The sequence below is a fragment of the Lentzea aerocolonigenes genome (assembly GCF_000974445.1).
Taxonomy (GTDB): domain Bacteria; phylum Actinomycetota; class Actinomycetes; order Mycobacteriales; family Pseudonocardiaceae; genus Lentzea; species Lentzea aerocolonigenes.
Genome location: NZ_BBOJ01000022.1, coordinates 293,966 through 318,752, shown reverse-complemented (window position 1 = coordinate 318,752; position 24,787 = coordinate 293,966). Strand labels below are relative to the sequence as shown.

Below are 24,787 nucleotides of genomic sequence, written 5' to 3'. Positions count from 1 at the left end.
ACCTTTACTATAGCTTGGTATTGGTGTTCGATTCGGCTTGTGTAGGATAGGTGGGAGACTGTGAAGCTGGCACGCCAGTGCTGGTGGAGTCATCGTTGAAATACCACTCTGGTCGTATTGGATGTCTAACCTCGGTCCGTGATCCGGATCAGGGACAGTGCCTGGTGGGTAGTTTAACTGGGGCGGTTGCCTCCCAAAGAGTAACGGAGGCGCTCAAAGGTTCCCTCAGCCTGGTTGGCAATCAGGTGTTGAGTGCAAGTGCACAAGGGAGCTTGACTGTGAGACTGACGGGTCGAGCAGGGACGAAAGTCGGAACTAGTGATCCGGCCATGGCTTGTGGAAGCGTGGTCGCTCAACGGATAAAAGGTACCCCGGGGATAACAGGCTGATCTTGCCCAAGAGTCCATATCGACGGCATGGTTTGGCACCTCGATGTCGGCTCGTCGCATCCTGGGGCTGGAGTAGGTCCCAAGGGTTGGGCTGTTCGCCCATTAAAGCGGTACGCGAGCTGGGTTTAGAACGTCGTGAGACAGTTCGGTCCCTATCCGCCGCGCGCGTAGGATACTTGAGGAAGGCTGTCCCTAGTACGAGAGGACCGGGACGGACGGACCGCTGGTGTGCCAGTTGTTCTGCCAAGAGCATTGCTGGTTGGCTACGTTCGGAAGGGATAACCGCTGAAGGCATCTAAGCGGGAAGCTCGTTCCAAGATGAGGTATCCCACTCTTCGTGAGTTAAGGCCCCCAGCTAGACCACTGGGTTGATAGGCCAGAGGTGGAAGACCGGTAACGGTTGGAGCTGACTGGTACTAATAGGCCGAGGACTTGTTACAAAGACGCTACGCATCCACTGTGCGGTTCTGGAAGAACCGAGCGGCACCGATCGCCGCAGGTACAACTCCACAGAGTTTCGGTGGTTATAGCGTTGGGGAAACACCCGGTCCCATTCCGAACCCGGTAGTTAAGCCCTTCTGCGCCGATGGTACTGCACTGGTTACGGTGTGGGAGAGTAGGTCGCCGCCGGACAATCTTTCAGAAGACCCCTGAGGGTCGAGCACTTCGGTGCTCCCCTCCGGGGTCTTTTGCGTGCCAGCGGCCGCACCACTTCAGATTTTCGCTTGCCCACCCTGGTCTGATGGACCCATGGACGCGGTCGTGCACAGCACCCTGGAATCGTTCGACGCCGCCACGCACGATCGGCTCGCAGCCGATCCGGTGCGCAACACCATCGCGCTCACCTCCCTGGACCGCATCCGCCGCCTGCCGGCCACCGACACCCCGCCGATCCTCATCACGTTCCACGAAAACGGCGAAGTAGTCGGCTCCCTGGTCCGCACCCCGCCCTGGCCCTTCCAAGCCGCCGACCTCCCCCTGACCGCGGCAGCCCTGGCGGCACGAATCGCAAGCGAGATCGACCCGGACGCCCCAGGCGTGACCGGTCCGCGACAGAGGTCAGAGGCGTTCGCCACAGCAACGGGCAAGAACTTCACCGAATCCCTGGCCACCAGGCTGTACCGCCTGGGCACCCTGGCCCCACCCACCATCGAAGGCGCCGGCCGCATGGCCACCGAGGCCGACGTGGAGCTCCTCGGCGCCTGGCGCAAAGCCTTCACGGCCGAAGCCGTGCCAGAGGCACCCCCAGAACAGGAAGTCGAGCTCATGCGAAGCTCCCTGCGCCTGGGCAACGGCCACGCGCTCTGGGAACACGACGGCGTGCCCGTGGCCTGGGCCGCAGCCAGCCTCCCCCACGCGGGCATGACCAGAGTCGGCCCGGTCTACACCCCACCCGAGCACCGCAGACACGGCTACGGCGCCGCAGTCAGCGCAATGGTCAGCCAGTGGGCCCTCGACCAGGGCGCCACCAACGTCCTCCTCTTCGCCGACCTGACCAACCCGATCTCGAACTCGATCTACCAACGCATCGGCTACCAACCACTCGACGACTGGGCGGAGTTCTGGTGGAAGCCCTGACTCACGCTCACCTTGACGACTGGCCGGAGTAGACGACTGGGCGGAGCAGTGGTGGAGGCAGTGACTCGCGACGACCTCGACAGCTGGTCGGAGATCTGGTGGTAGCGCTGACCCACGGCCACCTCGACAACTGGGCGGAGGCCTCGTGGAGGTGCTGACCCATGACGACCTCGACAACTGGGCGGAGGCCTGGTGGAAGCACTGACCCACAACGACCTCGAGGACTTCCTGGCGGTGGCCGGCGACTTCCTCAACGCCGACCCCGTGAACCACAGCGTGCACCTGACCACCGTGGACTCGGCTCGGCGCGGCATCAGGCAGCCCGCGGCCCTGATCTCGTTGCACGACAAGGGCTCCCTGGTAGGCGCGGTGACCCGCATGCAGGACCGCCCGCTTCACGTGGCGGCCATGCCACCCACCGCCGCGCAGGCCGTGGCGAACGCCCTGCGCGGCCAGGAGATCGACGCAGTCACCGGACCCCTGGACCGCGTGGAGGCGTTCCGATCCCTCTGGCGCGACGGCGGCCAGGAGATGTACCGCCTACGTCTCTACCGGCTGGGCGACCTCGTGGTCCCAGACGTGCCAGGCGAGTCCCGTCTCGCCGCCGCCGAGGACGACGACCTCATCACCGAGTGGTGGCTGCAGTTCGCCGCGGAGCTCGACGGCCTCGCCCGGGACGAGGCGGAAAAGGTGATGCGCGGCAGCCGGAACATGCCGGCGGGCCACGTCCTCTGGGTCGTCGACGGCACACCGGTCTCCTGGGCGGGCACCACCGAACCGGTTGCTGGAGTCTCGCGGGTCGGCCCGGTCTACACGCCGCCTGAGCACCGCCGGCACGGCTACGCGGCCGCGGCGACGGCGGCCGTCAGCCGGTGGGCGCACCGGGCCGGGGCCGACCAGGTCGTGCTGACCGCGGACCTGAAGGACCCGACGGCGAACTCCGTGTACCAAGGCATCGGGTTCGTGCCGGTCTCGGACTGGTCGGAGTACAGGTGGTGAGGCAGGTCTGCGGCGACGTCTGGGGGCTCCCATCGCGCGCTTCCTTCTCTCGCGGAGGTAGATGACCATGATTTCCGGACACGTACAAGGCGCCTCCAGGCGTGAATCCGGACATCAATCACTCGTGTGGGTGAGGAAGTGCCACCAGGCCCGAAGGAGATGGCGCCTCTAGGCCCAAAGCAACGTGGTGCTACCAGGCCCCAAGCGGCGTGGCGCCACCAGGCCCCAAGCGACGTTGTGCCACCAGACCCAAAGCGACGTAGCGCCACCAGGCCAAGCGGCGCGGCGCCACCAGGCCCAATCCGCAGTCGCCGTAACCGCCACCCCGACACCCTGCCCAGACCACCGCCACTCCCGACACCGCGCTCACCGCTCACTTCCGACCTCAGTGTCAGACCAGGCCCCCACGCCCTAGTCGAACAGCGCAGCCTCCACCGGCCGGTTGCGCACATGAGACGAGAACACCAGCGACGTCGTGGTGTCGCCGTACCGCTGCATCACCTCGACCAGTTCCTCGAGCTCGACCATCGACCGGCACACCACGCGCAGCAGCCAGCAGTCATCTCCTGTCACGTGGTCGGCGTCCCGGATCTGCGGCAGCGCCAGCACGTGGGAGCGGAACCGGGGCGTGTCCAGCGAGCGGACCCGCACCCGCACGATCGACTCGATCGGCAGGCCCAGCCTGGCCGGGGAGACCACGGCGACGAAGCCCGTGATCACGCCCAGGGCTTCCAGGCGGCGCACGCGTTCGGTCACGGCCGGGGCCGACAGCGACACGACGCGGCCCAGCGCGGTGTAGGACATCCGCCCGTCCTGCTGCAGGAGGTCCAGGATCTTCCAGTCCACGGCGTCGAGTTCCACCTGGAAATCATAAGGAGAACGGGCCGAACACCTGGACTTCCGCATGTCCTCATCCAGGACCGTCCAAGCAGGATCAAGGACATGACCAACGCACTGCGCTTCCCCGCCGCCGACCCGACCGCGGCCGTTATCTTCTTCGCCGCCGAGCTCGCGCTGGAGGCCGACCCCGACGACGTTCACCGGGACATGCTGGACGGCGACACGTCCGGCTACGTCCTGGTGGAGACGAGGAGTCCCGAGGCGTTCGCGAAGGCCCGCATCCCCGGCGCGATCAACCTGCCCTACCGCGACCTGCCGGAGCAGCTCGACCTCGACCCCGAGCTCGTCTACATCTGCTACTGCGAGAGCTTCCAGTGCAACGCGGCGACCAAAGGGGCTCTCGCGCTCGCGCAACGGGGCTACAAGGTGAAGCGGCTCGCCGGGGGTATCACCGCCTGGCAGGAGGCGGGCTATCCGGTCGAGTCGGATCAGCTCATCGGCGCCGGTGTTTCTAAGGTCGCGTGTCATTGCTGAGTCAACCCGACATAGGCTCACATGTGTGACCGCACCGCGTTTGCTCGTCCTGCAGCCCTCGCAGTCAGACCCTCTGGCCGAGCTCGGCGACTGGCTGGAGGCCGAGGGCATCGAGCTGCACCTCGTGTCGCTGAAGGACGAGCCCGCGCCGGAGAGCCTCGACGGCTACGACGGCGTCATCTGCCTCGGCGGTGAGATGGGGGCGCTCGACGACACCGAGCACCCGTGGCTCGCCGACGCCCGCCGGCTGCTGTCGAACGCGGTGGCGCGGAAGCTGCCCACGCTCGCGATCTGCCTCGGCGCGCAGCTGCTCGCCGTCGCCACCGGAGGTCAGGTGCGCAAGGGTCCACAAGGGCCGGAGGTCGGCGTGCTGCTGGTGGCGAAGCGGGACTCGTCGGCGAACGACCCGCTGTTCGCCGACCTGCCGTTCACGCCCGACGTCCTGCAGTTCCACTCGGACGAGGTTCACCTGTTGCCGCCCGGCGCCGAGCACCTGGCTGCCTCACCGAAATATCCGAATCAGGCGTTTCGGGTGGGGGCGTGCGCTTACGGGTTGCAGTTCCACATCGAGACGACCCCGGAAATCGTCTTGAACTGGGCGGCCAAGGACCCTGTCTCGGCGGCGTGCGCGCGCCCGCAGCACTTCGACCAGGACTTCCTCGCCGAGGCCCATCGGGACCTCGCGGAGGTCTGGCAGCCGTTCGTGGCCCGCTTCGCCAAGATGGTGCGGGGGGAACTGTCGCCCGCGGGGTGTTTGGGCACACAACTTCCGTTGGTGTGACACTACTTTCGTAAGTTATAGGGCATCCTGAGTACCCGGTACCGTCACCTGTCGGACACCTTGTTCGATCCAGCCGGAGGATCAGTGTGGATCCCGCACTTGTAGTGATCATCGTTGTCGTCACTGCTCTCATCTTCGACTTCACCAACGGGTTCCACGACACGGCCAACGCCATGGCCACCTCCATCGCCACCGGTGCTCTGAAGCCCCGGACGGCGGTCGCCCTGTCGGCGGTCCTCAACCTCGTCGGCGCGTTCCTGTCGGTCGAGGTGGCCAAGACCATCTCCGGCGGGATCGTCGACGACGCCCAGATCACGCCGGCCGTCATCTTCGGCGGGCTGGTCGGCGCGATCATGTGGAACCTCGTCACCTGGTACGTCGGCCTGCCGTCGAGCTCGTCGCACGCGCTGTTCGGCGGCCTGATCGGTGCGGCCTGGGTGTCGTCCGGAGTGGACGCCATCCACTTCGCCAAGGTGGTCGACAAGGTCCTGGTGCCCGCCATCGCGGCGCCGCTGATCGCCGGCCTGGTCGCGGCGATGGCCACGATCGTCGTCTACCGGCTCAAGAAGGCCGCCGACCCGCGCGTCTCGCACACCGGGTTCAAGGTCGGCCAGGTCGCGTCCGCCTCGCTGGTCTCGCTCGCGCACGGCACGAACGACGCGCAGAAGACCATGGGCATCATCACGCTGGCGCTGATCACGTCCGGCTCGCTCGCCCCCGGTTCGGCGCCGCCCACCTGGGTGATCGTCAGCGCCGGTCTCGCGATCGCGCTCGGCACGTACCTCGGCGGCTGGCGCATCACGCACACCCTGGGCCGCGGCCTGACGACCATCGAGCCCGCGCAGGGCTTCGCGGCGCAGACCTCGACCGCCACGGCGATCCTCGCGTCGTCGCACCTCGGCTTCGCGCTGTCCACCACGCACGTCGCGTCCGGCGGCATCATGGGTTCCGGCCTCGGCCGCGACCGGCACGGCGTCAGGTGGGGCACGATGGGCAAGATGGCCGCCGGCTGGCTGTTCACGCTCCCCGCCGCAGGCATCGTCGGCGCGACCGCCGGCAAGTGGGCGTCCAGCGGCACCACCGGCGTCATCGGTGTCGCCGTGATCGGCGCCGCGGTGTCGATCGGCATCTGGATCCTCGCGCGGCGTGAGCCGGTGAAGCCCGAACACATCGTCGACGAGGTCGCCGCCCAGGCCGAGCTGCACAAGGTGGCGGCATGACGATCAAGTGGGAAGCGCTGCTGCAGGTCTTCGGCGCCACGATGCTGACCACGTTGCTCGTGGTGACGCTGTTCGTGCTCGGCATCCGCGCGTTGTCGAGCGACAAGAAGGTTCCCGCGTACGCGAGCTTCGCCGGTTGCGTCGCGGTCGTGCTCTACGGGCTCTCTCTGATCGTCTTCTAGGGCTGTGAGGACTAGGTTGGCTCCTGATGAGCGAACCAGTCCGCCACGCGTCACCAGCAAGATTCGGACTCACCGAGCCGCGCAGCGAGGAAGTGCTGCGCGGCCTCGGCCTGTGGGCTGACCGCCGTCCCGCGGACGGCTCCGAGCCGGTGCTGGCCGCCCTCTCCCGCGCACCGGACCCCGATCTCGCGCTGCGCGGATTGGAGCGGCTCCAAGCGGTCACCGAGTGGGACGCCCTGTCGGTCGCGCTGCACCAGGACGAGGTGGTGCGAGGGCGGCTGCTCGCCGTGCTGGGGTCGTCGACCGCGCTGGCGGACTTCCTCGTCGTGAACCCGGACCGGTGGCGTTCGCTCACCGAAGACGTCGACGTGTCGCTGGAGCTGCCGGACGGCGCCGTGCTGCGCACCGAGTACCGGGCGAAGCTGCTGCTCGTTGCCGCCAACGACCTTGCGCACGTCGTCGAGCCCATTCTGCCGTTCGTCCCGTACGACACGGTGGCGGCGCAGCTGTCCGATCTCGCTGTGTCTGCGTTGCGCGCGTCGCTGACCCTCGCGGCGAAGCGGGTCAACGGTGCCGACCGCTGCCGGCTCGCGGTGATCGCGATGGGCAAGTGCGGCGCGAACGAGCTGAACTACGTGAGCGACGTCGACGTCGTGTTCGTCGCCGAGGGCGACCTGGGCGTGGCGACCCGGCTGGCCAGCACGATGATGCAGATCGCGGGCCAGTCGTGCTTCGAGGTCGACGCGGCGCTGCGGCCGGAGGGCAAGGCGGGAGCGCTGGTCCGCACGCTCGACGGGCACGCCTCCTACTACCAGAAGTGGGCGCGGACCTGGGAGTTCCAGGCGCTGCTGAAGGCACGGCCGGTCGCGGGCGACGCCGAGCTCGGGCAGGCGTACCTCGACGTCGTGCGGCCGTACGTGTGGACGGCGGCCGAGCGCGAGAACTTCGTCGAGGACGTGCAGGCGATGCGTCGGCGCGTCGAGGACCACGTGCCGTCAGGGCTCGCCGACCGGGAGCTGAAGCTCGGCCGCGGTGGCCTGCGGGACGTCGAGTTCGCGGTGCAGCTGCTGCAGCTCGTGCACGGCCGTTCGGACGAGGAGCTGCGCATCCAGGCGACGACGGCCGCATTGGCCGCGTTGGGCCGTGGCGGGTACGTCGGACGCAACGACGCGGCGGACTTCGGGCGTTCGTACCGGTTCCTGCGCACGTTGGAGCACCGGCTCCAGTTGCAGCGTTTACTGCGCACGCACCTCTTCCCCGCAGACGACGACGTCACGGCGTTGCGCTGGCTCGCGCGGTCGGTCGGTCTGCACGCCGATGGGCGGAAGTCGGAGGGGCAGGTGCTGCTCGCGGAGTTCCGCAAGCACGCCAACCAGGTCCGGCGGCTGCACGAAAAGCTGTTCTACCGGCCGCTGCTGCAGTCCGTTGCGGGTGTACCGACCGAGGCGTTGCGGCTCACCACCAAGGAGGCCGTGGCGAGGCTCGCGGCCCTCGGCTACACCTCGCCCGAGGGCGCGTTGCGGCACATCCAGGCGTTGACCCACGGCGTGTCCCGGCGTGCGCGCATCCAGGGCGCACTGCTGCCGGTGCTGCTGGACCTGTTCGCCGGCACACCCGATGCGGACGGTGGGCTGCTCGCGTACCGGAAGGTGTCCGAGGCGCTCGCCGAAACCCCCTGGTACCTGCGGCTGCTGCGGGACGAGGGCGCTGTCGTCGAACGGCTCGCGGTGCTGCTCGGCACCTCCCGCTTCGTGCCGGACCTGCTGGTGCGGGCGCCGGAGGTGCTGCGGCTGCTCGCGGACACCGAGGCGCTGGTCGGGCGTGATCCGCACGCGGTCGGCAACCCGCTGCGCAGCGCGGTCGCCCGGTACGACGACCTGACGCGCGCGGTCGCCGCCGCACGGTCGTTGCGGCGCCACGAGATGTTGCGCATCGCCGCGGCGGACCTGCTGGGGTTCATGCCGCTCGAGACGGTGTGCGTGTCGCTGTCCGAGGTGTGGGGCGCGGTGCTCCAGAGCGCTTTGGACGCGGCTGTGCGCGCGGCCGGGGAGCCGGTCGCCGCGCTGGCCGTGATCGGCATGGGACGGCTCGGCGGGCACGAGCTCGGCTACGGCTCCGACGCGGACGTGCTGTTCGTGTGCCGGCCGTTCGACGGCGTGTCCGACGCCGAGGCGGTGAAGTGGGCGAGCGGTGTCGTGGAGAAGATCCGGCGGCTGCTCGGCGCGCCGTCGCAGGACCCGCCGCTGCAGGTGGACGCGGACCTGCGGCCGGAGGGAAGGCAGGGCCCGCTCGTGCGGACCCTGGAGTCGTACCGCGCCTACTACCGGCAGTGGGCGGAGATCTGGGAGAAGCAGGCGCTGCTGCGGGCGCGTTTCATCGCCGGGGACGACTCGTTGGGCGCGGAGTTCAAGGCGTTGATCGATCCGTTGCGCTATCCGGCTGCCGGGCTGGACGCGGCGTCCGTGCGGGAGATCAGGCGGATCAAGGCGCGGGTCGACGCGGAACGGCTGCCGCGCGGAGCCGACCCGAGCACGCACACCAAGCTCGGCCGCGGCGGGCTCGCGGACGTGGAGTGGACCGTGCAGCTGTTGCAGCTCCAGCACGCCGGTGCTGTGCCTGACCTGCGCACACCGTCCACAATGGCCGCGATGGCCGCCGCCGTTGAGGCAGGGCTGCTCGCCGCTGACGACGCCGCCGCGCTGACCGCGGCGTGGAACCTCGCGACGCACGCCCGCAACGCCGTGACGCTGGTGCGGGGCAAGGCGTCGGACCAGCTGCCGACGTCCGGGCGCGACCTCGTCGCCGTCGCCTCGGTCATGGGGTACCCGCCCGGCGGTGATCCCGGCGAGTTCCTCGAGGAGTACCGGCGCACCACCCGTCGTGCGCGTGCGGTGGCGGAGCGGGTCTTCTACGGTGAGGGACTGTGAAAGCGATCGCGCTTACCGAGTTCGGCGACGCCGAGGTCATGTCGTTGCAGGAGCTGCCCGATCCGCTGCTGGGGCCCGACCAGGTCCTGGTGGAGGTCCGCGCGGCCGGGATCAACCCGGTGGACTTCAAGATCAGAGCCGGGTACCTGCGGGGCCTGATGCCGCACCACACGCCGTTGATCCCCGGCTGGGACGTGGCCGGCGTGGTGCGCGCCGTCGGCATCGGCGTGCAGGACTGGAAACCGGGCGACGAGGTGCTCGCCTACGCGCGCAAGGACCACGTCCAGTTCGGCGCCTACGCCGAGCTGATCTCGGTGCCGGACAGGATGATCGCGCGCAAACCGTCCACCGTGGACTTCGTGACCGCGGCCGCGCTGCCGCTCGCCGGGCTGACGGCGTTGCAGGCGTTGAAGGCCGTCGGCACCGGCGCCGGTGACGTCGTGCTCGTGCACGCCGCCGCCGGCGGTGTGGGACATCTCCAGGTGCAGATCGCGCTCGAGCTCGGTGCCGCGCGGGTGCTGGGCACCGCGTCGCCGCGCAACCACGACTTCGTGCGGTCGCTGGGCGCCGAACCGGTGGCCTACGGCGACGCGCTGGTCGACGCGGTGGCGGAGCTGGCCGGTGGCGACGGCAGGGTCGACGTGGTGATCGACAACGTCGGCGGACTCGCGTTCGACCAGTCGTTGCAGCTGGTGCGCGACCGGGAGCGGATGACGTCCATTGTGGACGGGCCGCGGGCGCTGGAGCACGGTGTGATCAACACCTGGGCCCGGCCGAACGCCGAGCAGACCCAGTGGCTCGTCGACCTGGTCGCGGCCGGGAAGTTGCGCGTCGAGGTGCAGCAGACGTTTCCGTTGGCCGACGCGGTGAAAGCGCACAAACTGCTCGAAGGCGGGCACGTGCGCGGAAAAGTCGTACTAACAGTCTGAAAGATTCATGTATTGCTTCAGGTTTGGGGGCACTCCTGGTGGGGTGCCCCCACTTCTGGGCTGCTCAGTCCTCGTCCTGGTCGGGGTCGACAGCGGGAGCGCTGGTGTAAACCTCGACCACCCACTCCTCCTCCAACGACTCGGCGTCGTCGGCGTCGGGAACGAGACGGTTGTAGACGCGGACCCCGAGGTCGAGCACGTCAGCGGCCTGAACCGCTTCGAGCGCCTCGGCTGCCGAGTCGACGATGTGGGTGGTGAGCAGCTGCGGAGCCGTGAATTCGGCGACATCTTGAGACACGGGCGGACCCTAGCGCATTGACGTTTCACCCGATCGAGATGAGACTAGCTGCGCTCAGCGGGGGAGCTGTTGTTTGTCACGGGGGTCGAACAGAGGAAGTCATGCAGCATCGTCGGGTCACGCGCCGAGGTAAGACCGTGATCGCCATTGCGGGCGTTGCTGTCGGTGTGCTCGCGTCACTGGGTGTGATCCAGTTTGCACTCAGCGGCGAGAACTCCGCCGCTCAGCCCAACACGACGTCGACGACGACTACGTCGAACGGCGTCCAAACCCCTGACGGCGCACTGGAAACCACCGAGCCTTCCGCCGACGTGAAGGTGCAGACGGGCTCGTTCAAGCAGCAGCGCGGCATGCTCACCATCGAAGTGACACGCGTGGAAGCCGCGAACGGCCGTGTGAAGCTCTTCGTGACGGCCACGAACGCCTCCCAGGCCAGAATGACCCTCCCCGTGAACGGCATCGCCGTCCTGGACGATCTGAAGCGCACTTACGCGGCATCGAGCAGCAAGTGGGACGGCCTCGTCACCCAGGGCACCACCGCCTCGGGCACCGTGGTGCTCGACGAGAAGGTCGGCGCGGGTGTGAACTCGCTCACGCTGACGTTCAACTCGATCTCCGGCCAGTTCGCCCCGACGGGCGCCGCGATCACGGTCACCGGGATCCCGCTGCCGAAGTGATTGAGCCCCGCCGAACGGGTACGCCTCCTGCATGGCACAACGCGGAAGTGATCAACACGGCTTCGTGGCGGACGACCACCTGAAGAAGGAGCTCGAGAACGAGCTGCGCGCCAACGGCCCGACCCGGTCGGAGGCGTGGCGCGAACCCGAGATGCCGGCGCCGGACGAAAACGACGAGGACTCACGCGACCAGGTCACCTAGCCTGTCGTGCGTGAAGTACCTGTTCTTCTGGGGCCATCAGCCCGAACGTGACGGCAGCATCGGCAAGGGATGCCTGTCGCAGTGGTGGCCGTGCTCCTTCGTCGTTGACGGGCAACAGTTCTCGTCGGCCGAGCACTACATGATGTGGCGCAAGGCCTTGCTGTTCGACGACACCTCGGTCGCCGAACGGGTGCTGGCCGCGCGCACTCCCGCCGAGGCCAAGGCTTTGGGCCGTCAGGTCTCGGGTTTCTCCGACGCCGAGTGGGTTTCGGCGCGGCTGGAGATCGTGGTCGACGGCAACCTGGCGAAGTTCGGGCAGGATCCCGCGCTGCGTTCCTACTTGCTGGGAACGGGTTCGCGGATCCTGGTCGAGGCCAGCCCGCAGGACCGCGTGTGGGGCATCGGTTTGGTGGCGTCCGACCCGCGGGCTGCCGACCCGTCGACCTGGTTGGGGCTGAACCTGCTCGGGGAGGCGCTGATGGAGGTCCGCACGCGGCTGTCCGCGTGACGGTCTGTCCATTGCGGACTGCGGGAGTGCGTCACCACTGCCAGCAGTACAGGTGAAGCGTCCCGGCCGACTCGAGAGCGGCGGAGGCCAGCTCCGCGACGCCCTGCACCACCCGCGAAAGGACGGTCAGGCGCGCTCTCGTCGTCGGGAGCGAGATAGCAAGAGTTCTGAACCCCGCGCCCGCCCCACTCGTGTGTCAGAGCATGTTCAGCTACTCAGGACCGGCCCGGCTCGTGTACGCGGACGGCAGTGCGGTCGAGCTGGATCGCGTGGACCTGATCGAGACGGTGGCCGACGGCGTCTGGCAGCTCTCCGGCGCGGGAACGGCCGCGGAGACTCTCGACGGCGGTGAGGCCCGGATCAAACTGCCGACCGGTGGTGAGGCCGACGTCGTGGTCTCCAACGTGCGGGTGCACACGGGCGCGCGTGGGCTGTCGTGCAGCGTGACGTTGTTCAGCGCCTGATCGCCGTTCGGAAAGCCGGAAGGCCCGGCGGGGGATCCCGCCGGGCCTTCCGGTAGAGCTCAGTCGATCACACGTCGTAGTACAGCGCGAACTCGTAGGGGTTCGGGCGCAGACGCAGCGGGTCGATTTCCTGCTCACGCTTGTACGAGATCCAGGTGTCGATCACGTCCGGGGTGAACACGCCGCCCTCGAGCAGGAACTCGTGGTCGGCCTCCAGGTTGTCCAGCACGGCGTCGAGCGTCGCGGGGACCTGCTTGACGTCGCGGGCCTCCTCGGGCGGGAGCTCGTAGAGGTCCTTGTCGATCGGGGCCGGCGGCTCGATCTTGTTCTTCACGCCGTCGAGGCCCGCCATGACCATCGCCGAGAAGGCGAGGTACGGGTTGCCCGAGGAGTCGGGGCAGCGGAACTCGATGCGCTTGGCCTTCGGGTTGTTGCCCGTGATCGGGATGCGGACACACGCCGAGCGGTTGCGCTGGGAGTAGACCAGCGAGACCGGGGCCTCGTAGCCGGGGACCAGGCGGTGGTAGGAGTTCACCGTCGGGTTGGTGAAGGCCAGCAGCGACGGCGCGTGGTGCAGGATGCCGCCGATGTAGTGGCGGGCGGTGTCGGACAGGCCCGCGTAGCCGCTCTCGTCGTGGAACAGCGGCGCGCCGTCCTTCCACAGCGACTGGTGCGTGTGCATGCCCGAGCCGTTGTCGCCGAACAGCGGCTTCGGCATGAAGGTGACGGTCTTGCCGGCCTGCCACGCGGTGTTCTTGATGATGTACTTGAACAGCATCAGGTCGTCGGCGGCGTGCAGCAGCGTGTTGAAGCGGTAGTTGATCTCCGCCTGGCCCGCGGTGCCGACCTCGTGGTGGGCGCGCTCGACCGCGAAGCCGTTCGCCTCCATGTTGAGGACCATCTGGTCGCGGAGGTCCGCGTAGTGGTCGGTCGGCGTGACGGGGAAGTAGCCGCCCTTGTACTTGACCTTGTAGCCGAGGTTGCCGCCCTCTTCGTCACGGCCCGTGTTCCACCAGCCGGACTCGGAGTCGATCTTGTGGAACGACCCGTTCGCCGTGGTGTCGAACTGGATCGAGTCGAAGATGTAGAACTCGGCCTCGGCACCGAAGTACGCGGTGTCGGCGATGCCCGAGTCGGTGATGTACTGCTCGGCCTTGCGCGCGATGTTGCGCGGGTCGCGGCTGTACGCCTCACGCGTGAACGGGTCGTGCACGAAGAAGTTGACGATCAGCGTCTTCTCGATGCGGAACGGGTCGAGACGCGCGGTGTAGAGGTCGGGCAGCAGCAGCATGTCCGACTCGTGGATGGACTGGAAGCCGCGCACGGAGGAGCCGTCGAAGGCGAGACCCTCTTCGATCGCGTCGGCGTCGAACGCCTTGGCCGGCAGCGTGAAGTGCTGCATCACGCCGGGCAGGTCGCTGAACCGCACGTCGACGAACTTGACGCCCTCGTCGGAGATGAACTTCAGCACCTCGTCGGAATTTTTGAACACCCTCGTCGACTCCTTGACTATGGACAACGGCTGGTCATCGCGAGCGACCGTATGTCGGCGGTGTTGCCCGTCCGTCACTCGGATGTTTCGCCAGTGTTAACGGGGCGGTCCGAGGCGGCAAGACGACCTGCCGGTCCTCACCCGATGTTCACAGGCTTACTCTGGTGGAGTGAGCAGGTGGACCGGTTCGTGGCTGTCAGGACCCCAATCGGTGCTGTCTCCGGGTGAGGACTCGAACGACGGCACTCAACAGCGCTGGCGTGGTGAGCGTCACGGCTTCCCGGAGAAGGGGCCGGGCTCCATCGCCTCGATCGGGAGGCGCACGTTCGCCATCCTGACCGACTTCGTCCTCGCGGCCGGTGTCGCCGCGGTGTTCACGCGGCCTGAGCTGCCGAAGAACTGGAGCCTGCTGGCCTGGTTCGTCATCACCGTGGTCGCGGTCGCGTTCTTCGGGTTCACGCCGGGGCACGCGCTGTTCGGCCTGCGGGTGGCGCGCATCGACGGCAAGGCCTTCGTGCACCTGCCCCGCGCGCTGCTGCGCACGATCCTCATCTTCCCGCTCATCCCGGCGCTGGTCTGGGACTCGGACGGGCGGTGCCTGCACGACAAGGCCGCGGGCACGGTCGTCATCAAGGTCAGGTAGTCCCGAGCACGCGAAAGGGCCCGCCGCACGAGTTGTGCGGCGGGCCCTTCCACGTGGTGGGAGCTGGTCAGGGACGACGACCTGAGGTCAGCGGCGGCGCAGCGTGCGCTGGACGTTGCGCATCTTGGCGCCTTGCGGCATCGGGCCCTTGGGCAGCGCGGCGCCGCGGCTGGCGAGCGCCGCGAGACGGGTCTCGAGCGCGTCGACCTGGGCGGCCGTGATGTTGCGCGGCAGCTTCATCAGCGTCGACTGGAGCTTCTTCAGCGGGACCTGGCCCTCGCCGGTGCCGATGATGAAGTCGTAGATCGGGGTCTCGCCGACGACACGCGAGATGCGCTTCTTCTCCTGGGCGAGGAGCGGCTTGACCCGCTGCGGCGCACCCTCGGCGACCAGGACGACACCGGGACGGCCGAGCACGCGGTGCACGGCGTCGAGCTGCGTGGTGCCCGCGACGGCGGGGGTGACACGCCAGCGGCCGCGCAGGTTCTCGAGCGCCCACGCGCCCGCGCCCGGCTGGCCGTCGGCCTTGCGGAAGACGTTGCTCTGCACGCGGCGGCCGAAGATGATCACGGCCAGCAGCGCGCCGATCGCGACGCCCAGCGGCACGAACATCCAGACCGCGTTGAAGATCAGGCCGAGGACCACGGCAATCGCCGTGACGCCGAGGACAGCCCCCAGCATCAGCGGGATCAGCGCCTTGTCCTCGCGGCGTTGCATCTTGAACGCCTCGAAGATCTGCTTGCGCCGTTCGCGTGATGCCGCGCGACGAGCCTTCGCCGCTTCCTTGGCAGCCGCCTTGTCCTGCTTACCAGCCATACCCATCAGGATACGTGCCCGGAAAAATTGGACACAGCGGTCTCAACAATGAGCGCGGATCGTCCGTCTGCGAGACTGCCGGGCATGGAGGCGTTGCTGGAGGGTCTTGATCCGGAACAGCGCGCAGCGGTCGAAGCGCCGCGCGGCCCGGTGTGCGTGCTCGCGGGCGCCGGTACCGGAAAAACGCGCACCATCACGCACCGCATCGCCTACCTGTGCCAACGCGGTCACGTCGCCCCGTCGCAGGTCCTCGCGGTCACGTTCACCAAACGCGCCGCAGGGGAGATGCGCACCCGTCTGCGTTCTCTGGACGTGCACGGCGCACAGGCCGTGACGTTCCACGCCGCCGCCTCACGTCAGTTGCGCTACTTCTGGCCACGCGTCATCGGCGGCCCGCGGTGGGAGCTCGTCGACCAGAAGATCCGCGTCGTCGCCCGTGCCGCGTCCCGGCTGGGCCTGCCGACCGAAGCCGACGCGCTGCGCGACCTGACCAGCGAGATCGAGTGGGCGAAGGCGTCGCTGCTGACGCCGGAGGACTACCCGGTTGCCGCCGCCCGCGCCGCGCGGGACATCCCGGCGCCCGCCGAGCAGATCATGAAGCTCTACACGACCTACGAGCAGCTCAAGAACGAGGCGCAGCTGCTCGACTTCGACGACCTGCTGCTCTACACGGCGGGGGCGCTGGAGGACAACGCGGAGGTCGCGCAGGAGTTCCGCGACCGCTACCGCTGCTTCGTCGTCGACGAGTACCAGGACGTGACGCCGTTGCAGCAGCGCGTGCTCGACGCGTGGCTCGGCGGCCGCGACGACCTGACCGTGGTCGGCGACGCGAACCAGACCATCTACTCGTTCGCCGGCGCCTCGCCGCAGCCGCTGCTCAACTTCGCGCGGCGGTTCCCCGAGGCCGTCGTCGTGCGGCTCGAGCGCGACTACCGGTCGACGCCCCAGGTCGTTGGGCTGGCCAACGACGTCATCAAGTGGGCACGCGGCCGTCCTGCCGGGTCGCGGCTGCAGCTGATCGGACAGCGGCCGGACGGGCCGATGCCGCGGTTCCACGAGTTCGACGACGAACCGGCCGAGGCGGACGCCGTCGCCGGGCGGATCAAGACACTGCTCGACGAGGGCGTGGCGGCGTCGGAGATCGCGATCCTCTACCGGGTCAACGCGCAGTCCGAGGCGTACGAGCAGGCGCTCGCGTCGCTCGGCATCCCGTACCTCGTGCGCGGTGGCGAACGGTTCTTCGAGCGCGCCGAGGTGCGCCAGGCGATGATCGCGCTGCGCTCTGCGGGCGAACGCGACGGGAGCCTGCCCGAGGTCGTCCGCGCGGTGCTGGGCCGGGTCGGGCTGACCGACGAACCGCCGACCGGCGGCTCGGCCCGTGAGCGCTGGGAGTCGTTGCTCGCGCTGGTCGAGCTCGCCGAGGAGTTCGCCGCCGCGGTGCCGGACGCCGACCTGCCGCGGTTCTGCGCGGAGCTGGACGTGCGGGCCGAGGCACAGCACCCGCCGACCGTCGAGGGAGTCACGCTCGCCTCGCTGCACGCGTCGAAGGGTCTGGAGTGGGACGCCGTGTTCCTCGTCGGACTCGTCGAGGGCACGATGCCGATCCAGTACGCCGACGGTGACGAGGCGAAGGTCGAAGAAGAACGCCGCCTTCTGTATGTAGGTGTCACGCGCGCGCGTGAGCACCTCTGGCTGTCGTGGGCGTTGTCGCGCGCGGCCGGTGGGCGCAAGTACCGCCGCCGGTCGAGGTTCCTGTACAGCCTCGTGCCCGAGAACCACCCCGCCGCACGGGTATCTGCGGGCGCTCAGCGGCCACCTCTGATGAAGAAGGAAAAACCGACCTGCCGGGTCTGCGCGGCGACTCTGGTCGAGGCGCAGGCCGTGAAGCTCGGTCGTTGCAGGTCCTGCCCGTCCGATGTGGACGAGGAACTGCTCGAGTCGCTCCGTCAGTGGCGTGCGGCGCGGGCGCGGGAGCTCAAGGTGCCCGCGTACGTGGTCTTCACCGACGCGACCCTGATGGCGATCGCGGAGCAGCGACCCACGGATTCGGCCGGACTCGTGGCGATCTCGGGCATCGGCGCGTCGAAGCTTGATAAGTTCGGCGACGACGTGTTGGGCCTGGTCCGGGCCGGTGTCGGGTACTCCGCCACCTGATCGGGACAAGTTTCGTTAAATAGGTTGCGAGCCCGTGGGACGGGGTCATAACCTGCTCATGCCGGGTCCGGAGGACCCGTCTGGGGAAGAAGAACTACTACTAGCTCTCTACAGCAGAGCTCTCTTGGAGGAGGTGGCCGTTGTGAAGCTCTTCACGACTTCGCGCGCGCTCGGCCTCCCGTTGACCGAGGGCCTCTGCACGTCCGCAGCCGCTCAGGCCATGTGGCACAAGTCTGCCCACAAGCCAGTGGCACTGCTGGGTCGTGAGCGCGGCACCGCCCTGCGCGGGATCGCACTGCGCGGCACCGAACTGACCAGCGAGCAGCCGATCGTGCTGCCGGTCGTCGATGACAACTACACGAATGCGCCGTCCGCGCATCAAGTGAGAAGGCTCCTGCCGACCCCATAAGGGGGTCGAAGGACCACCAGGCTCACGAAAGCCGCGGACTCGCACAGAGTCCGCGGCTTTCGTGTTTTTGCAGTACCCCACACAAGGAGAAAACCCAGATGTTGACCGCGACTGTCCCGCTCACCGGCGAGACACTTCCGGACCTCGCGGAGGGGCTCGACATCCCCTGCCGCACCCACAACCCCGACCTCTGGTTCGCTGACGCGCCGGCCGACCTCGAGAAGGCGAAGTCCTTCTGCGGGACCTGCCCGGTGCTGGCGGAGTGCCTCGCCGGCGCGCTCGCCCGTCACGAGCCGTGGGGCGTCTGGGGTGGAGAGATCTTCGAGCGCGGTGTCGTCATCGCGCGGAAGCGGCCGCGTGGCCGTCCGCGCAAGGACGCGGCAGTTGTTCCGGCCAGCAGGACGGAGTCGGCGGCGTGAACACCGTGCAGATCAACCACAGCGCACTGCCCGCCTACCTGAACGAGGGCCTGACACCCATGTCTCTGAACGAAGAATTCGTGCGAATACGAATACAAGAAGCCCAGAGGTTCGCTGAAGAGCAACGCCTGGCGAACCGCCTCGCGTCAGCGCAACGTTGGCGCAGGTTGTCGCGATGGGCGGGACGCAGAGCGGCTCGCTTCGACCTCTGACAGTCTCGAGCTGAGGCCGTCATCCACGAGAAGGTGGATGGCGGCCTCGGCCGTTCCTCCGTACCGTTCCCTTTGTGCCGCACCACACCCACGACGGAATCGACTGGTCCGCTCGACTGAGCGGAATGAGGCGCTACGGCGCCCTGCAAGAAGAGGCGTTGTCTCAGGTCGCACGGAGACTCGTCGCACCTCTCCCCGACTCGCCGGTGGTCATGGACGTCGGCTGCGGCGCGGGCTCCATGAGCGTGCCCCTGGTCTCAGCCCTGCGCGAACACGGCGGAGGCGTCCTCGTCCTGGTGGACGCCACCCCCGAACTCCTGGACGCAGCCTGCACCGCCGCGCGCGCCGAAGCAGACGGCGCCGTGTCGGTGAAGCCCGTCCTGGCAGACCTCGCCACCGAAGACCCGCTGTCGTTCGCCGGCCCGGTCGAGCTCATCTGGGGCTCGCGGGTGATCCACCACCTCCCTGACCAGCTGCGCGGCGTCCGCCGCCTGGTCTCCGCCCTGGCTCCGGGCGGCTGGCTGGCCCTGGCCGAGGGAGGCCTCGAAACTCGCTTCCTGCCCTGGGACCTGGGCGTCGGCGAACCGGGCCTGGCCGACCGCCTGGCCGCGGCCCGCGCCGAGTGGTTCGTGTCGATGCGCGAGGGCATGACCGGCGCGGTCCGGCTACCCGTCGGCTGGAACGTCGCGCTGGCCGACGCGGGCCTGGGCGAGATCAGCGCCTTCAGCTTCGTCGTCGATCACCCGGCCCCGGCCAAGCACTTCGTGCGCGAGTGGGCGGTGGACCGCCTGACCTGGCTGGCCGAGGTCACCTCGTCACGCCTGCACGCCGCCGACCGCGACGCGCTGCGCCGGCTGCTGAACCCCTCCGACTCGGAGTACGTCGGCGCACGTGAGGACGTGTTCCTGCTGGAGACGGACACCGTCCACCTGGGACGGCGCCGGTGACCGCGTGCCACAGATGTGGGCGGTTGCGCACCTCCGTTTCTGACCTGGAGTTCCTGGCCTGGTCGTCGGAGCGGATCGGTGGGTCGGTTCGGTGGTTGTGTCACGTCTGCGCGAAGACGCACGTGCGGGACATCGAAGGGAAGTTGCCGGACGAGTACTGGCGCTGATTCGCGGGGGTTGGGTCCGGTGTGGACGGTCGACCTCGTGTGGGCAGCGTTGGTGGTCGGGTGGGATCCAGGTCCGGGGTCGGGGTCGGGGTCGGGTGGGACCCAGGTCCGGGGTTGGTGGCCGGGTGGGATCACGGGTTGGGGTTGGTGGCCGGGGGATCCAGGTCCAGGGTTGGTGGCTGGGTGGGATCACGGGCTGGAGTTGGTGGCGGGGGACCCAGGTTCGGGGTCGGGGGACGGGCGGGACCCAGGTCCGGGGTCGGGGGCCAGGTGGGCCCAGGTCAGAGGTCGGAGCCGAGCGGAACCGAGGTTCGGGGTTGGCGGCCGGGCGGGACTCAGGTTCGGGGTTGCCGGCCGGTTCGAGTTCCAGGGCCAGGGTTGGCGGCCGGGTCGAACCCAGGTCCGGGATCGGTGGCCGGCTGGGACCACGGGCCGGGGTTGGCGCTCAGGTGTCCTTTCGGCGTTTGATGGCGTTGGTGTGCTGCTCGGGCGAGATGGTCGGTCGGCGGTGTTGGTCGCACGGCGCGGCCTTCGCGGCGTGGGTAGGTCTGGGCGGCCAGTTCGTCGGAAGGCGTCGGTGGATGGTCGAAGTCGTTGCCCGGCGCGGGTCGGTTCCTCGTCGGGAAGCGTTCGTGAGTGCTTGAAGTCGATGTCCGCCACGGCGTTCTGTCGGACGGGTGAGTGTGTTGGCGCGCTGCTCGGGCCGGTGTTCGGCAGAGGTGGGCAGATGCACGTCGCGCCTCATGCCTGGCAGGTCGGATGCGCTCGGCTCTCCGTCGGAAGTGCCGGTTGACTGAGTCGGGACAGCCCGGCAGGTCCGGATGTGCTCGGCTCTCCGTCGGAAGTGCCGGTTGACTGAGTCGGGACAGCCCGGCAGGTCCGGATGTGCTCGGCTCTCCGTCGGAAGTGCCGGTTGACTGAGTCGGGACAGCCCGGCAGGTCCGGATGTGCTCGGCTCTCCGTCGGAAGTGCCGGTTGACTGAGTCGGGACAGCCCGGCAGGTCCGGATGTGCTCGGCTCACGGTCGGAAGCGCCGGTTGACTGAGTCGGCACAGCCCTGCAGGTCGGATGTGCTCGGCTCACCGTCGGAAGCGTCGGTGGACCGAGGCGGCACAGCCCGGTCGGCCCTCCGCCGGTCAAACCGGAAACAGGTGGCGTAAGGCCTGCCTGACCAGCGCCGTTCCGCGTCGGCAGCTCCGCCGCAGCTCCTCGCGAAGATCACCCGGTGAACACAGCCGAGCCTGTACCACCGCGTCGAGGATCTCCACGACCGCTCGCGGGTTCGTCTCGCGGCGGGCCATGTCCAGTGCGGCCCGAGCCGGAAGAGCCAGCCGAAGTCCGTCGCGCGACACCACGCCCGGTGGCCGGGTCGTGCGTTCCAGCAGGATCGACGGATGGGCTCTTCGCGCGTTGCTGCCCGCCAGCACGTGGATGTGCCGGGGGAGTGGAAGCGTGGCGCCTTGCCGCGTCAGTGCGTCCGCGCCCGTGATGACCGCGGAAGGGCCCGCGTAGGACAGCACCGCGCGAAGCCGGTCCAGCCGGGTCGGGGGTGATGGCTTCTGCAGAACAACGCCGGGCAGCAGCTGTTGCCACTGTCCGGCCGGAGTGCAGTGGCGCAGGATCTCCCGCGAGGAGACACCGGATTTACGCAGGTCAGCGGTGGTTGTGATGGTTGCCATGGGGTCATCGTGGCCTACTGGCGAGCCAGCAAATGGGGCTCAGCACCAACCTGTGGACAACTCGAGCAATGTTCACTCGGACGAGTTAGGGCCTGTGTTGAAGACCAGTCCGCGACAGCCGGGCCTGAGGCGGCCGCCGGCGGCACGGCCGAGCGGCCCGTGTGCCACACCGGTGTGCGGGTCGCTCGGCTGCACCACCAGGAACCACCTCAAGCCCGACTCTCGTCGAACCAGACTTCGGCACGGGCTCTAGTCGTCGAACCCCGGCTGCCAGCGCGCGACGATGTCGCGTGCCGTCACGTGGGCGTCGAGCTGGCAGAGGATGCCCGTCGCGCCCAGCGTCACGCGGTGGATCAGCAGGTACTGCGGCGGAAGGTTCAACGACCTGCCCGTCTGCGAGTCCGGGCTGCGCAGGTCGCCCACCCGTTCCGCCTGCGACTGCAGCCAGCGGCGGGTGAAGTGGAACGACTCGGTGCGCAGCGGCTCCACGAACGGGGCCAGGTAGCCGAGCACGTCGTCGCCGTGCAGGACCATGCCCTCGCGGATGAAGTTCTCGGTGCGCAGGAGCTCCACCAGGTCCGCCGACCTGCCGTCCAGCGCGAGCCTGGTCATCAGACCGAGCGTCTTGGGCAGGCCGTCGGGGAGGCGGGCCACGGCGCCGAAGTCGATCACGCGCAGCAGGCCGTCGTCGCCCAGCATGAAGTTGCCCGGATGCGGGTCGGCGTGCAGCAGGCCGGAGCGCGACGGGGCCGAGAAGTGGAACTCGGCCAGCAGCTGTCCGGCCAGGTCTCGCTCTTCGACGGACCCCTCGCGGATGATCTGCGACAACGGCGTGCCCGAGGTCCACTCGGTCACCATGACCTTGGGTGCCGAGGCGACGACACGGGGGACCAGCACGCGCGGGTCGTTCTCGAAGGCCTTCGCGAACGTGCGCTGGTTCGCCGCCTCGTCGCGGTAGTCGAGCTCCTCCAGGTACCGGTCGCGCAGCTCCTCCAGCAGGGGGCGCACGTCGGTGCCGGGCATGATCGCCTGCAACAGCCTCGAGAACCGCAGCAGCTGCTTCAGGTCCGCGCGCAGGGCCTCGTCCGCGCCGGGGTACTGGACCTTCACCGCCACGTCGCGGCCGTCGTGCCACACGGCCCGGTGCACCTGGCCGATGGACGCCGACGCGGCCGGCTCGTCGTCGAACGACTGGAAGCGCTTCGCCCATGACGAGCCGAGCTGTTCGGCGAGCACGCGGTGCGTGGTGCGGGCGGGCATCGGCGGGGCCGCGGTCTGCAGCTTCGTCAGCGCCTCGCGGTACGGGGCCGCGAGCTCGTCCGGGACCGCAGCCTCGAACACGCTCAGCGCCTGGCCGAACTTCATGGCGCCGCCCTTGAGCTGGCCGAGCACCGCGAAGACCTGTTCCGCCGTCTTGGCCGTCACCTCGGCGTTGACCTCGTCGGCCGCGCGTCCGGTCAGTCGCTTCCCCCAGCCGCCCACCACCCGGCCGGCCACCCCGAGCGGGAGGCTCGCCAGCTTGGCGGTGCGCTGCACGGCCTTGCGCGGAATCTCGGTCACTCGGCCATGTTATGTGCGGAGCACTGACAGTCAGGGTGCGGATACCAGCTTCGTCTCTCAGCAACACCCGCGACGAGGTCGAGTTCGACAGTGGCGTTCAGCACGGGCGGCGGGGCGAGGTCGCGGCCCCGGACGAAGATCAGCGACTCCAGGATCTGCACCACCGCCAGCGCGGCCGTTCCCGTCGCGAACAGCACGTCCGTGGAGGCCGGTTTGCCGACGAGCTGGGCCGCGATGGCGGGCCAGGCGGGATCGTGGTCGGTGCGGTGCAGGTCCGCGCAGTTCAGGCAGCTCGTGCGGCCGGGGAGGACGAGCGGTCCGACGATGCCCACGCCCTCACGCACGCGCACGGTCAGATGCGGCGTCCGCGACGCCATCAGCCCGCTCACGACGGTCGGATCGGGGACGAGCGTGGCCGCCAGCACCACCAGATCGGCGTGGTGAGCCAGGCGAACGCCCGATTCAGCTAGAAGCGAAGTAATTGAAAGTGCAAGGTGTCCGGCGCCCTGGACGGCGACCGACGCGCCCTTCGCGGGGGAGCCGGTGTCGAGCAGACCGGCTTCTTCGAGTGCGGCGAGAACATCACTCAACTGGGTGGGGTCCTCGCCACGTGCTTTGAGTCTTTCACCCAGTTCGGCGACGGTGTGGCGGCCGTCGAGGATGATCAGTTCGTCGACCAGCGCCTCGGGCAGCGAGTCGATCACCACAGCGTGCTTCGGGTCCGTGCCGACCTGGACGACGCCGGGTCCGCGACGCACCACGGCGAGTCCTGCACGGACGCGAGGTCTGGTGTCCACATGAGAAAGACTGGCAGGGGGCGAGGCCCCCTGCCAGCGGAAACGTCAGACCTTGGCCTTGCCGAGGATCCGCGTCATCTTCGTTCCGCAGACAGGGCAGGTGCCCTTCGCCATGCGCCGGCCGTTGGTCTCCTCGACCTTGCCGTCGAAGTCGCGCTTCTCCCGGCACTTGACGCAGTAGCCGTTGTACTTCTCGGCCACAGCCCCTCCCTTGCAGTTGTGAGTGCGGACACACTCGGGGACCTTGGCGCGACGGTACCTCCGCGAGGCGGCGAAACCGCGCATGTCGATCCTGCGCGTGTCCAGCCGCCGTTCGGTGGAACTTCACCCGCCGGGTGCGCGGCTGCCGCCGGTTGGGGGCGGAAAATTGTCGGTGGCGCCGTTTACGGTGACTGCATGGCCGAACCGCGGGTGGAGGTGCGGCGGAGCCCCCGGCGCCGCCGCATGGTCAGCGCGTACCGGGAGGGCGACACCGTCGTCGTCCTTCTGCCGGCACGGATGACCAAGGGGGAAGAGAAGCACTGGGTGGCGGAGATGTTGAGCCGCCTCCAGCGCAGTGAGACGCGCAGGAAATCTCCTGCGCGGACGTCGGACGAGGCGCTGATGGCGCGGTGCGCCGAGCTGTCGGCGCGCTACCTGGACTCGCTCGCCGACCCCGTCAGCGTGCGCTGGGTGCCGCCCATGCGCACGCGCTGGGCGTCCTGCACGCCGACCGAGGGCACGATCAGGGTGTCCGAACGGCTGCGCGACGTGCCGCCGTGGGTGCTCGACTACGTGCTCGTGCACGAGTTGGCGCACCTGCTGGTGCCAGGGCACGGCAAGGACTTCTGGGAGTGGGTGCACCGCTACCCGAAGACCGATCGGGCCATGGGTTACCTGGAAGGTCTCTCGGCCGCCGCAGGCTGGGGGATCACCGAAGACTGACGAACCACTACGCGAAACGCCCGGCGAGGGTGTGCTCGCC

Annotated in this window: 27 protein-coding genes and 2 rRNA genes; 21 read left to right on the top strand and 8 right to left on the bottom strand. The window is 68.7% G+C overall.

What is annotated here, in order from left to right; all coding sequences use genetic code 11:
- The 4 genes from AOM45_RS37915 to AOM45_RS37900 all read left to right on the top strand — a co-directional run.
- Positions 1-829: ribosomal RNA gene (locus AOM45_RS37915) — 23S ribosomal RNA — on the top strand; the annotation flags it as partial.
- A 76-nt stretch (positions 830-905) separates the two neighbouring features.
- Positions 906-1,022 (top strand): 5S ribosomal RNA (gene rrf, locus AOM45_RS37910).
- 117 nt (positions 1,023-1,139) lie between these two features.
- Positions 1,140-1,967, top strand: a complete 828-nt coding sequence (locus AOM45_RS37905) for a GNAT family N-acetyltransferase (RefSeq protein WP_030470353.1) — start codon at positions 1,140-1,142, stop codon at positions 1,965-1,967.
- 192 nt (positions 1,968-2,159) lie between these two features.
- On the top strand, positions 2,160-2,966 hold the full coding sequence (locus AOM45_RS37900) for a GNAT family N-acetyltransferase (protein WP_030470354.1): 807 nt from the start codon (positions 2,160-2,162) through the stop codon (positions 2,964-2,966).
- Between the two features lie 411 nt (positions 2,967-3,377).
- Here AOM45_RS37900 and AOM45_RS37895 read toward each other — a convergent pair whose 3' ends face one another.
- A complete protein-coding gene (locus tag AOM45_RS37895; RefSeq protein ID WP_030470355.1) occupies positions 3,378-3,827 on the bottom strand; it encodes an Lrp/AsnC family transcriptional regulator in 450 nt (149 codons plus the stop codon).
- An 81-nt stretch (positions 3,828-3,908) separates the two neighbouring features.
- Between AOM45_RS37895 and AOM45_RS37890 the strand changes: the two genes are divergently transcribed.
- The 6 genes from AOM45_RS37890 to AOM45_RS37865 all read left to right on the top strand — a co-directional run bounded on the left by AOM45_RS37890 (position 3,909) and on the right by AOM45_RS37865 (position 10,379).
- Positions 3,909-4,340: a rhodanese-like domain-containing protein gene (locus tag AOM45_RS37890; RefSeq protein ID WP_030470356.1), complete on the top strand. Its 432-nt coding sequence runs from the start codon at positions 3,909-3,911 to the stop codon at positions 4,338-4,340.
- Positions 4,341-4,365: 25 nt separating this feature from the next.
- The gene (locus tag AOM45_RS37885; RefSeq protein WP_030470357.1) at positions 4,366-5,121 is read left to right on the top strand and encodes a type 1 glutamine amidotransferase; all 756 of its coding nucleotides are present in this window, start codon (positions 4,366-4,368) and stop codon (positions 5,119-5,121) included.
- Positions 5,122-5,207: 86 nt separating this feature from the next.
- Positions 5,208-6,341, top strand: a complete 1,134-nt coding sequence (locus AOM45_RS37880) for an inorganic phosphate transporter (RefSeq protein ID WP_030470358.1) — start codon at positions 5,208-5,210, stop codon at positions 6,339-6,341.
- The gene (locus tag AOM45_RS37875; protein ID WP_030470359.1) at positions 6,338-6,523 is read left to right on the top strand and encodes a hypothetical protein; all 186 of its coding nucleotides are present in this window, start codon (positions 6,338-6,340) and stop codon (positions 6,521-6,523) included. Before AOM45_RS37880 ends, AOM45_RS37875 begins: the two co-directional genes overlap by 4 nt.
- Positions 6,524-6,549: 26 nt before the next feature.
- On the top strand, positions 6,550-9,450 hold the full coding sequence (locus AOM45_RS37870; RefSeq protein ID WP_030470360.1) for a bifunctional [glutamine synthetase] adenylyltransferase/[glutamine synthetase]-adenylyl-L-tyrosine phosphorylase: 2,901 nt from the start codon (positions 6,550-6,552) through the stop codon (positions 9,448-9,450).
- Positions 9,447-10,379: an NADP-dependent oxidoreductase gene (locus AOM45_RS37865; protein WP_030470361.1), complete on the top strand. Its 933-nt coding sequence runs from the start codon at positions 9,447-9,449 to the stop codon at positions 10,377-10,379. Before AOM45_RS37870 ends, AOM45_RS37865 begins: the two co-directional genes overlap by 4 nt.
- A gap of 64 nt (positions 10,380-10,443) precedes the next feature.
- On the opposite strand, the gene AOM45_RS37860 is transcribed toward AOM45_RS37865, so the two are convergent.
- The gene (locus AOM45_RS37860) at positions 10,444-10,677 is read right to left on the bottom strand and encodes a hypothetical protein (RefSeq protein WP_030470362.1); all 234 of its coding nucleotides are present in this window, start codon (positions 10,675-10,677) and stop codon (positions 10,444-10,446) included.
- Between the two features lie 137 nt (positions 10,678-10,814).
- Here AOM45_RS37860 and AOM45_RS37855 point away from each other — a divergent pair, with 137 nt between their 5' ends.
- From AOM45_RS37855 to AOM45_RS37845, 4 genes are all read left to right on the top strand, one after another.
- On the top strand, positions 10,815-11,354 hold the full coding sequence (locus AOM45_RS37855; protein WP_030470363.1) for a hypothetical protein: 540 nt from the start codon (positions 10,815-10,817) through the stop codon (positions 11,352-11,354).
- Positions 11,355-11,385: 31 nt separating this feature from the next.
- Complete coding sequence (locus tag AOM45_RS51975) at positions 11,386-11,556, top strand: hypothetical protein (protein ID WP_169774273.1); 171 nt, start codon at positions 11,386-11,388, stop codon at positions 11,554-11,556.
- A 10-nt stretch (positions 11,557-11,566) separates the two neighbouring features.
- The gene (gene ybiA, locus AOM45_RS37850) at positions 11,567-12,064 is read left to right on the top strand and encodes a riboflavin biosynthesis intermediates N-glycosidase (protein ID WP_236703973.1); all 498 of its coding nucleotides are present in this window, start codon (positions 11,567-11,569) and stop codon (positions 12,062-12,064) included.
- Positions 12,065-12,267: 203 nt separating this feature from the next.
- Positions 12,268-12,528 (top strand): hypothetical protein, encoded by a 261-nt coding sequence (locus AOM45_RS37845; RefSeq protein WP_030470365.1) that lies wholly within the window; start codon positions 12,268-12,270, stop codon positions 12,526-12,528.
- 67 nt (positions 12,529-12,595) lie between these two features.
- Here AOM45_RS37845 and glnA read toward each other — a convergent pair whose 3' ends face one another.
- Complete coding sequence (glnA, locus tag AOM45_RS37840) at positions 12,596-14,020, bottom strand: type I glutamate--ammonia ligase (protein ID WP_030470366.1); 1,425 nt, start codon at positions 14,018-14,020, stop codon at positions 12,596-12,598.
- Between the two features lie 169 nt (positions 14,021-14,189).
- On the opposite strand from glnA, the gene AOM45_RS37835 reads away from it, so the two are divergent.
- Positions 14,190-14,663 (top strand): RDD family protein, encoded by a 474-nt coding sequence (locus AOM45_RS37835; RefSeq protein WP_030470367.1) that lies wholly within the window; start codon positions 14,190-14,192, stop codon positions 14,661-14,663.
- Between the two features lie 87 nt (positions 14,664-14,750).
- On the opposite strand, the gene AOM45_RS37830 is transcribed toward AOM45_RS37835, so the two are convergent.
- Positions 14,751-15,479, bottom strand: a complete 729-nt coding sequence (locus tag AOM45_RS37830) for a DUF4191 domain-containing protein (protein ID WP_030470368.1) — start codon at positions 15,477-15,479, stop codon at positions 14,751-14,753.
- An 84-nt stretch (positions 15,480-15,563) separates the two neighbouring features.
- On the opposite strand from AOM45_RS37830, the gene AOM45_RS37825 reads away from it, so the two are divergent.
- The 5 genes from AOM45_RS37825 to AOM45_RS53185 all read left to right on the top strand — a co-directional run bounded on the left by AOM45_RS37825 (position 15,564) and on the right by AOM45_RS53185 (position 19,787).
- On the top strand, positions 15,564-17,633 hold the full coding sequence (locus tag AOM45_RS37825) for an ATP-dependent DNA helicase UvrD2 (RefSeq protein WP_030470369.1): 2,070 nt from the start codon (positions 15,564-15,566) through the stop codon (positions 17,631-17,633).
- A gap of 142 nt (positions 17,634-17,775) precedes the next feature.
- Positions 17,776-18,042 carry a hypothetical protein gene (locus AOM45_RS37820; RefSeq protein WP_030470370.1) on the top strand — a complete coding sequence of 89 codons (267 nt, stop codon included), beginning with the start codon at positions 17,776-17,778 and terminating at the stop codon, positions 18,040-18,042.
- Positions 18,043-18,140: 98 nt separating this feature from the next.
- Positions 18,141-18,461 carry a WhiB family transcriptional regulator gene (locus AOM45_RS37815; protein WP_035911966.1) on the top strand — a complete coding sequence of 107 codons (321 nt, stop codon included), beginning with the start codon at positions 18,141-18,143 and terminating at the stop codon, positions 18,459-18,461.
- Positions 18,462-18,798: 337 nt separating this feature from the next.
- Complete coding sequence (locus AOM45_RS37810) at positions 18,799-19,620, top strand: class I SAM-dependent methyltransferase (protein ID WP_174517953.1); 822 nt, start codon at positions 18,799-18,801, stop codon at positions 19,618-19,620.
- 23 nt (positions 19,621-19,643) lie between these two features.
- Positions 19,644-19,787: a hypothetical protein gene (locus AOM45_RS53185; RefSeq protein WP_162185712.1), complete on the top strand. Its 144-nt coding sequence runs from the start codon at positions 19,644-19,646 to the stop codon at positions 19,785-19,787.
- 1,136 nt (positions 19,788-20,923) lie between these two features.
- On the opposite strand, the gene AOM45_RS37805 is transcribed toward AOM45_RS53185, so the two are convergent.
- The 4 genes from AOM45_RS37805 to AOM45_RS51970 all read right to left on the bottom strand — a co-directional run bounded on the left by AOM45_RS37805 (position 20,924) and on the right by AOM45_RS51970 (position 24,024).
- Positions 20,924-21,466, bottom strand: coding sequence for a hypothetical protein (locus AOM45_RS37805; protein WP_030470373.1), 543 nt, complete (start codon positions 21,464-21,466; stop codon positions 20,924-20,926).
- A 249-nt stretch (positions 21,467-21,715) separates the two neighbouring features.
- Positions 21,716-23,026, bottom strand: coding sequence for an ABC1 kinase family protein (locus tag AOM45_RS37800; RefSeq protein ID WP_030470374.1), 1,311 nt, complete (start codon positions 23,024-23,026; stop codon positions 21,716-21,718).
- Positions 23,023-23,730 carry a hypothetical protein gene (locus AOM45_RS37795; protein WP_236703972.1) on the bottom strand — a complete coding sequence of 236 codons (708 nt, stop codon included), beginning with the start codon at positions 23,728-23,730 and terminating at the stop codon, positions 23,023-23,025. The genes AOM45_RS37800 and AOM45_RS37795 overlap by 4 nt, the downstream gene beginning before the upstream one ends.
- Before the next feature lie 138 nt (positions 23,731-23,868).
- On the bottom strand, positions 23,869-24,024 hold the full coding sequence (locus AOM45_RS51970) for a DUF5679 domain-containing protein (RefSeq protein ID WP_169774275.1): 156 nt from the start codon (positions 24,022-24,024) through the stop codon (positions 23,869-23,871).
- A gap of 195 nt (positions 24,025-24,219) precedes the next feature.
- On the opposite strand from AOM45_RS51970, the gene AOM45_RS37790 reads away from it, so the two are divergent.
- On the top strand, positions 24,220-24,747 hold the full coding sequence (locus tag AOM45_RS37790) for a M48 metallopeptidase family protein (protein ID WP_030470376.1): 528 nt from the start codon (positions 24,220-24,222) through the stop codon (positions 24,745-24,747).
- Positions 24,748-24,787 lie beyond the last annotated feature (40 nt).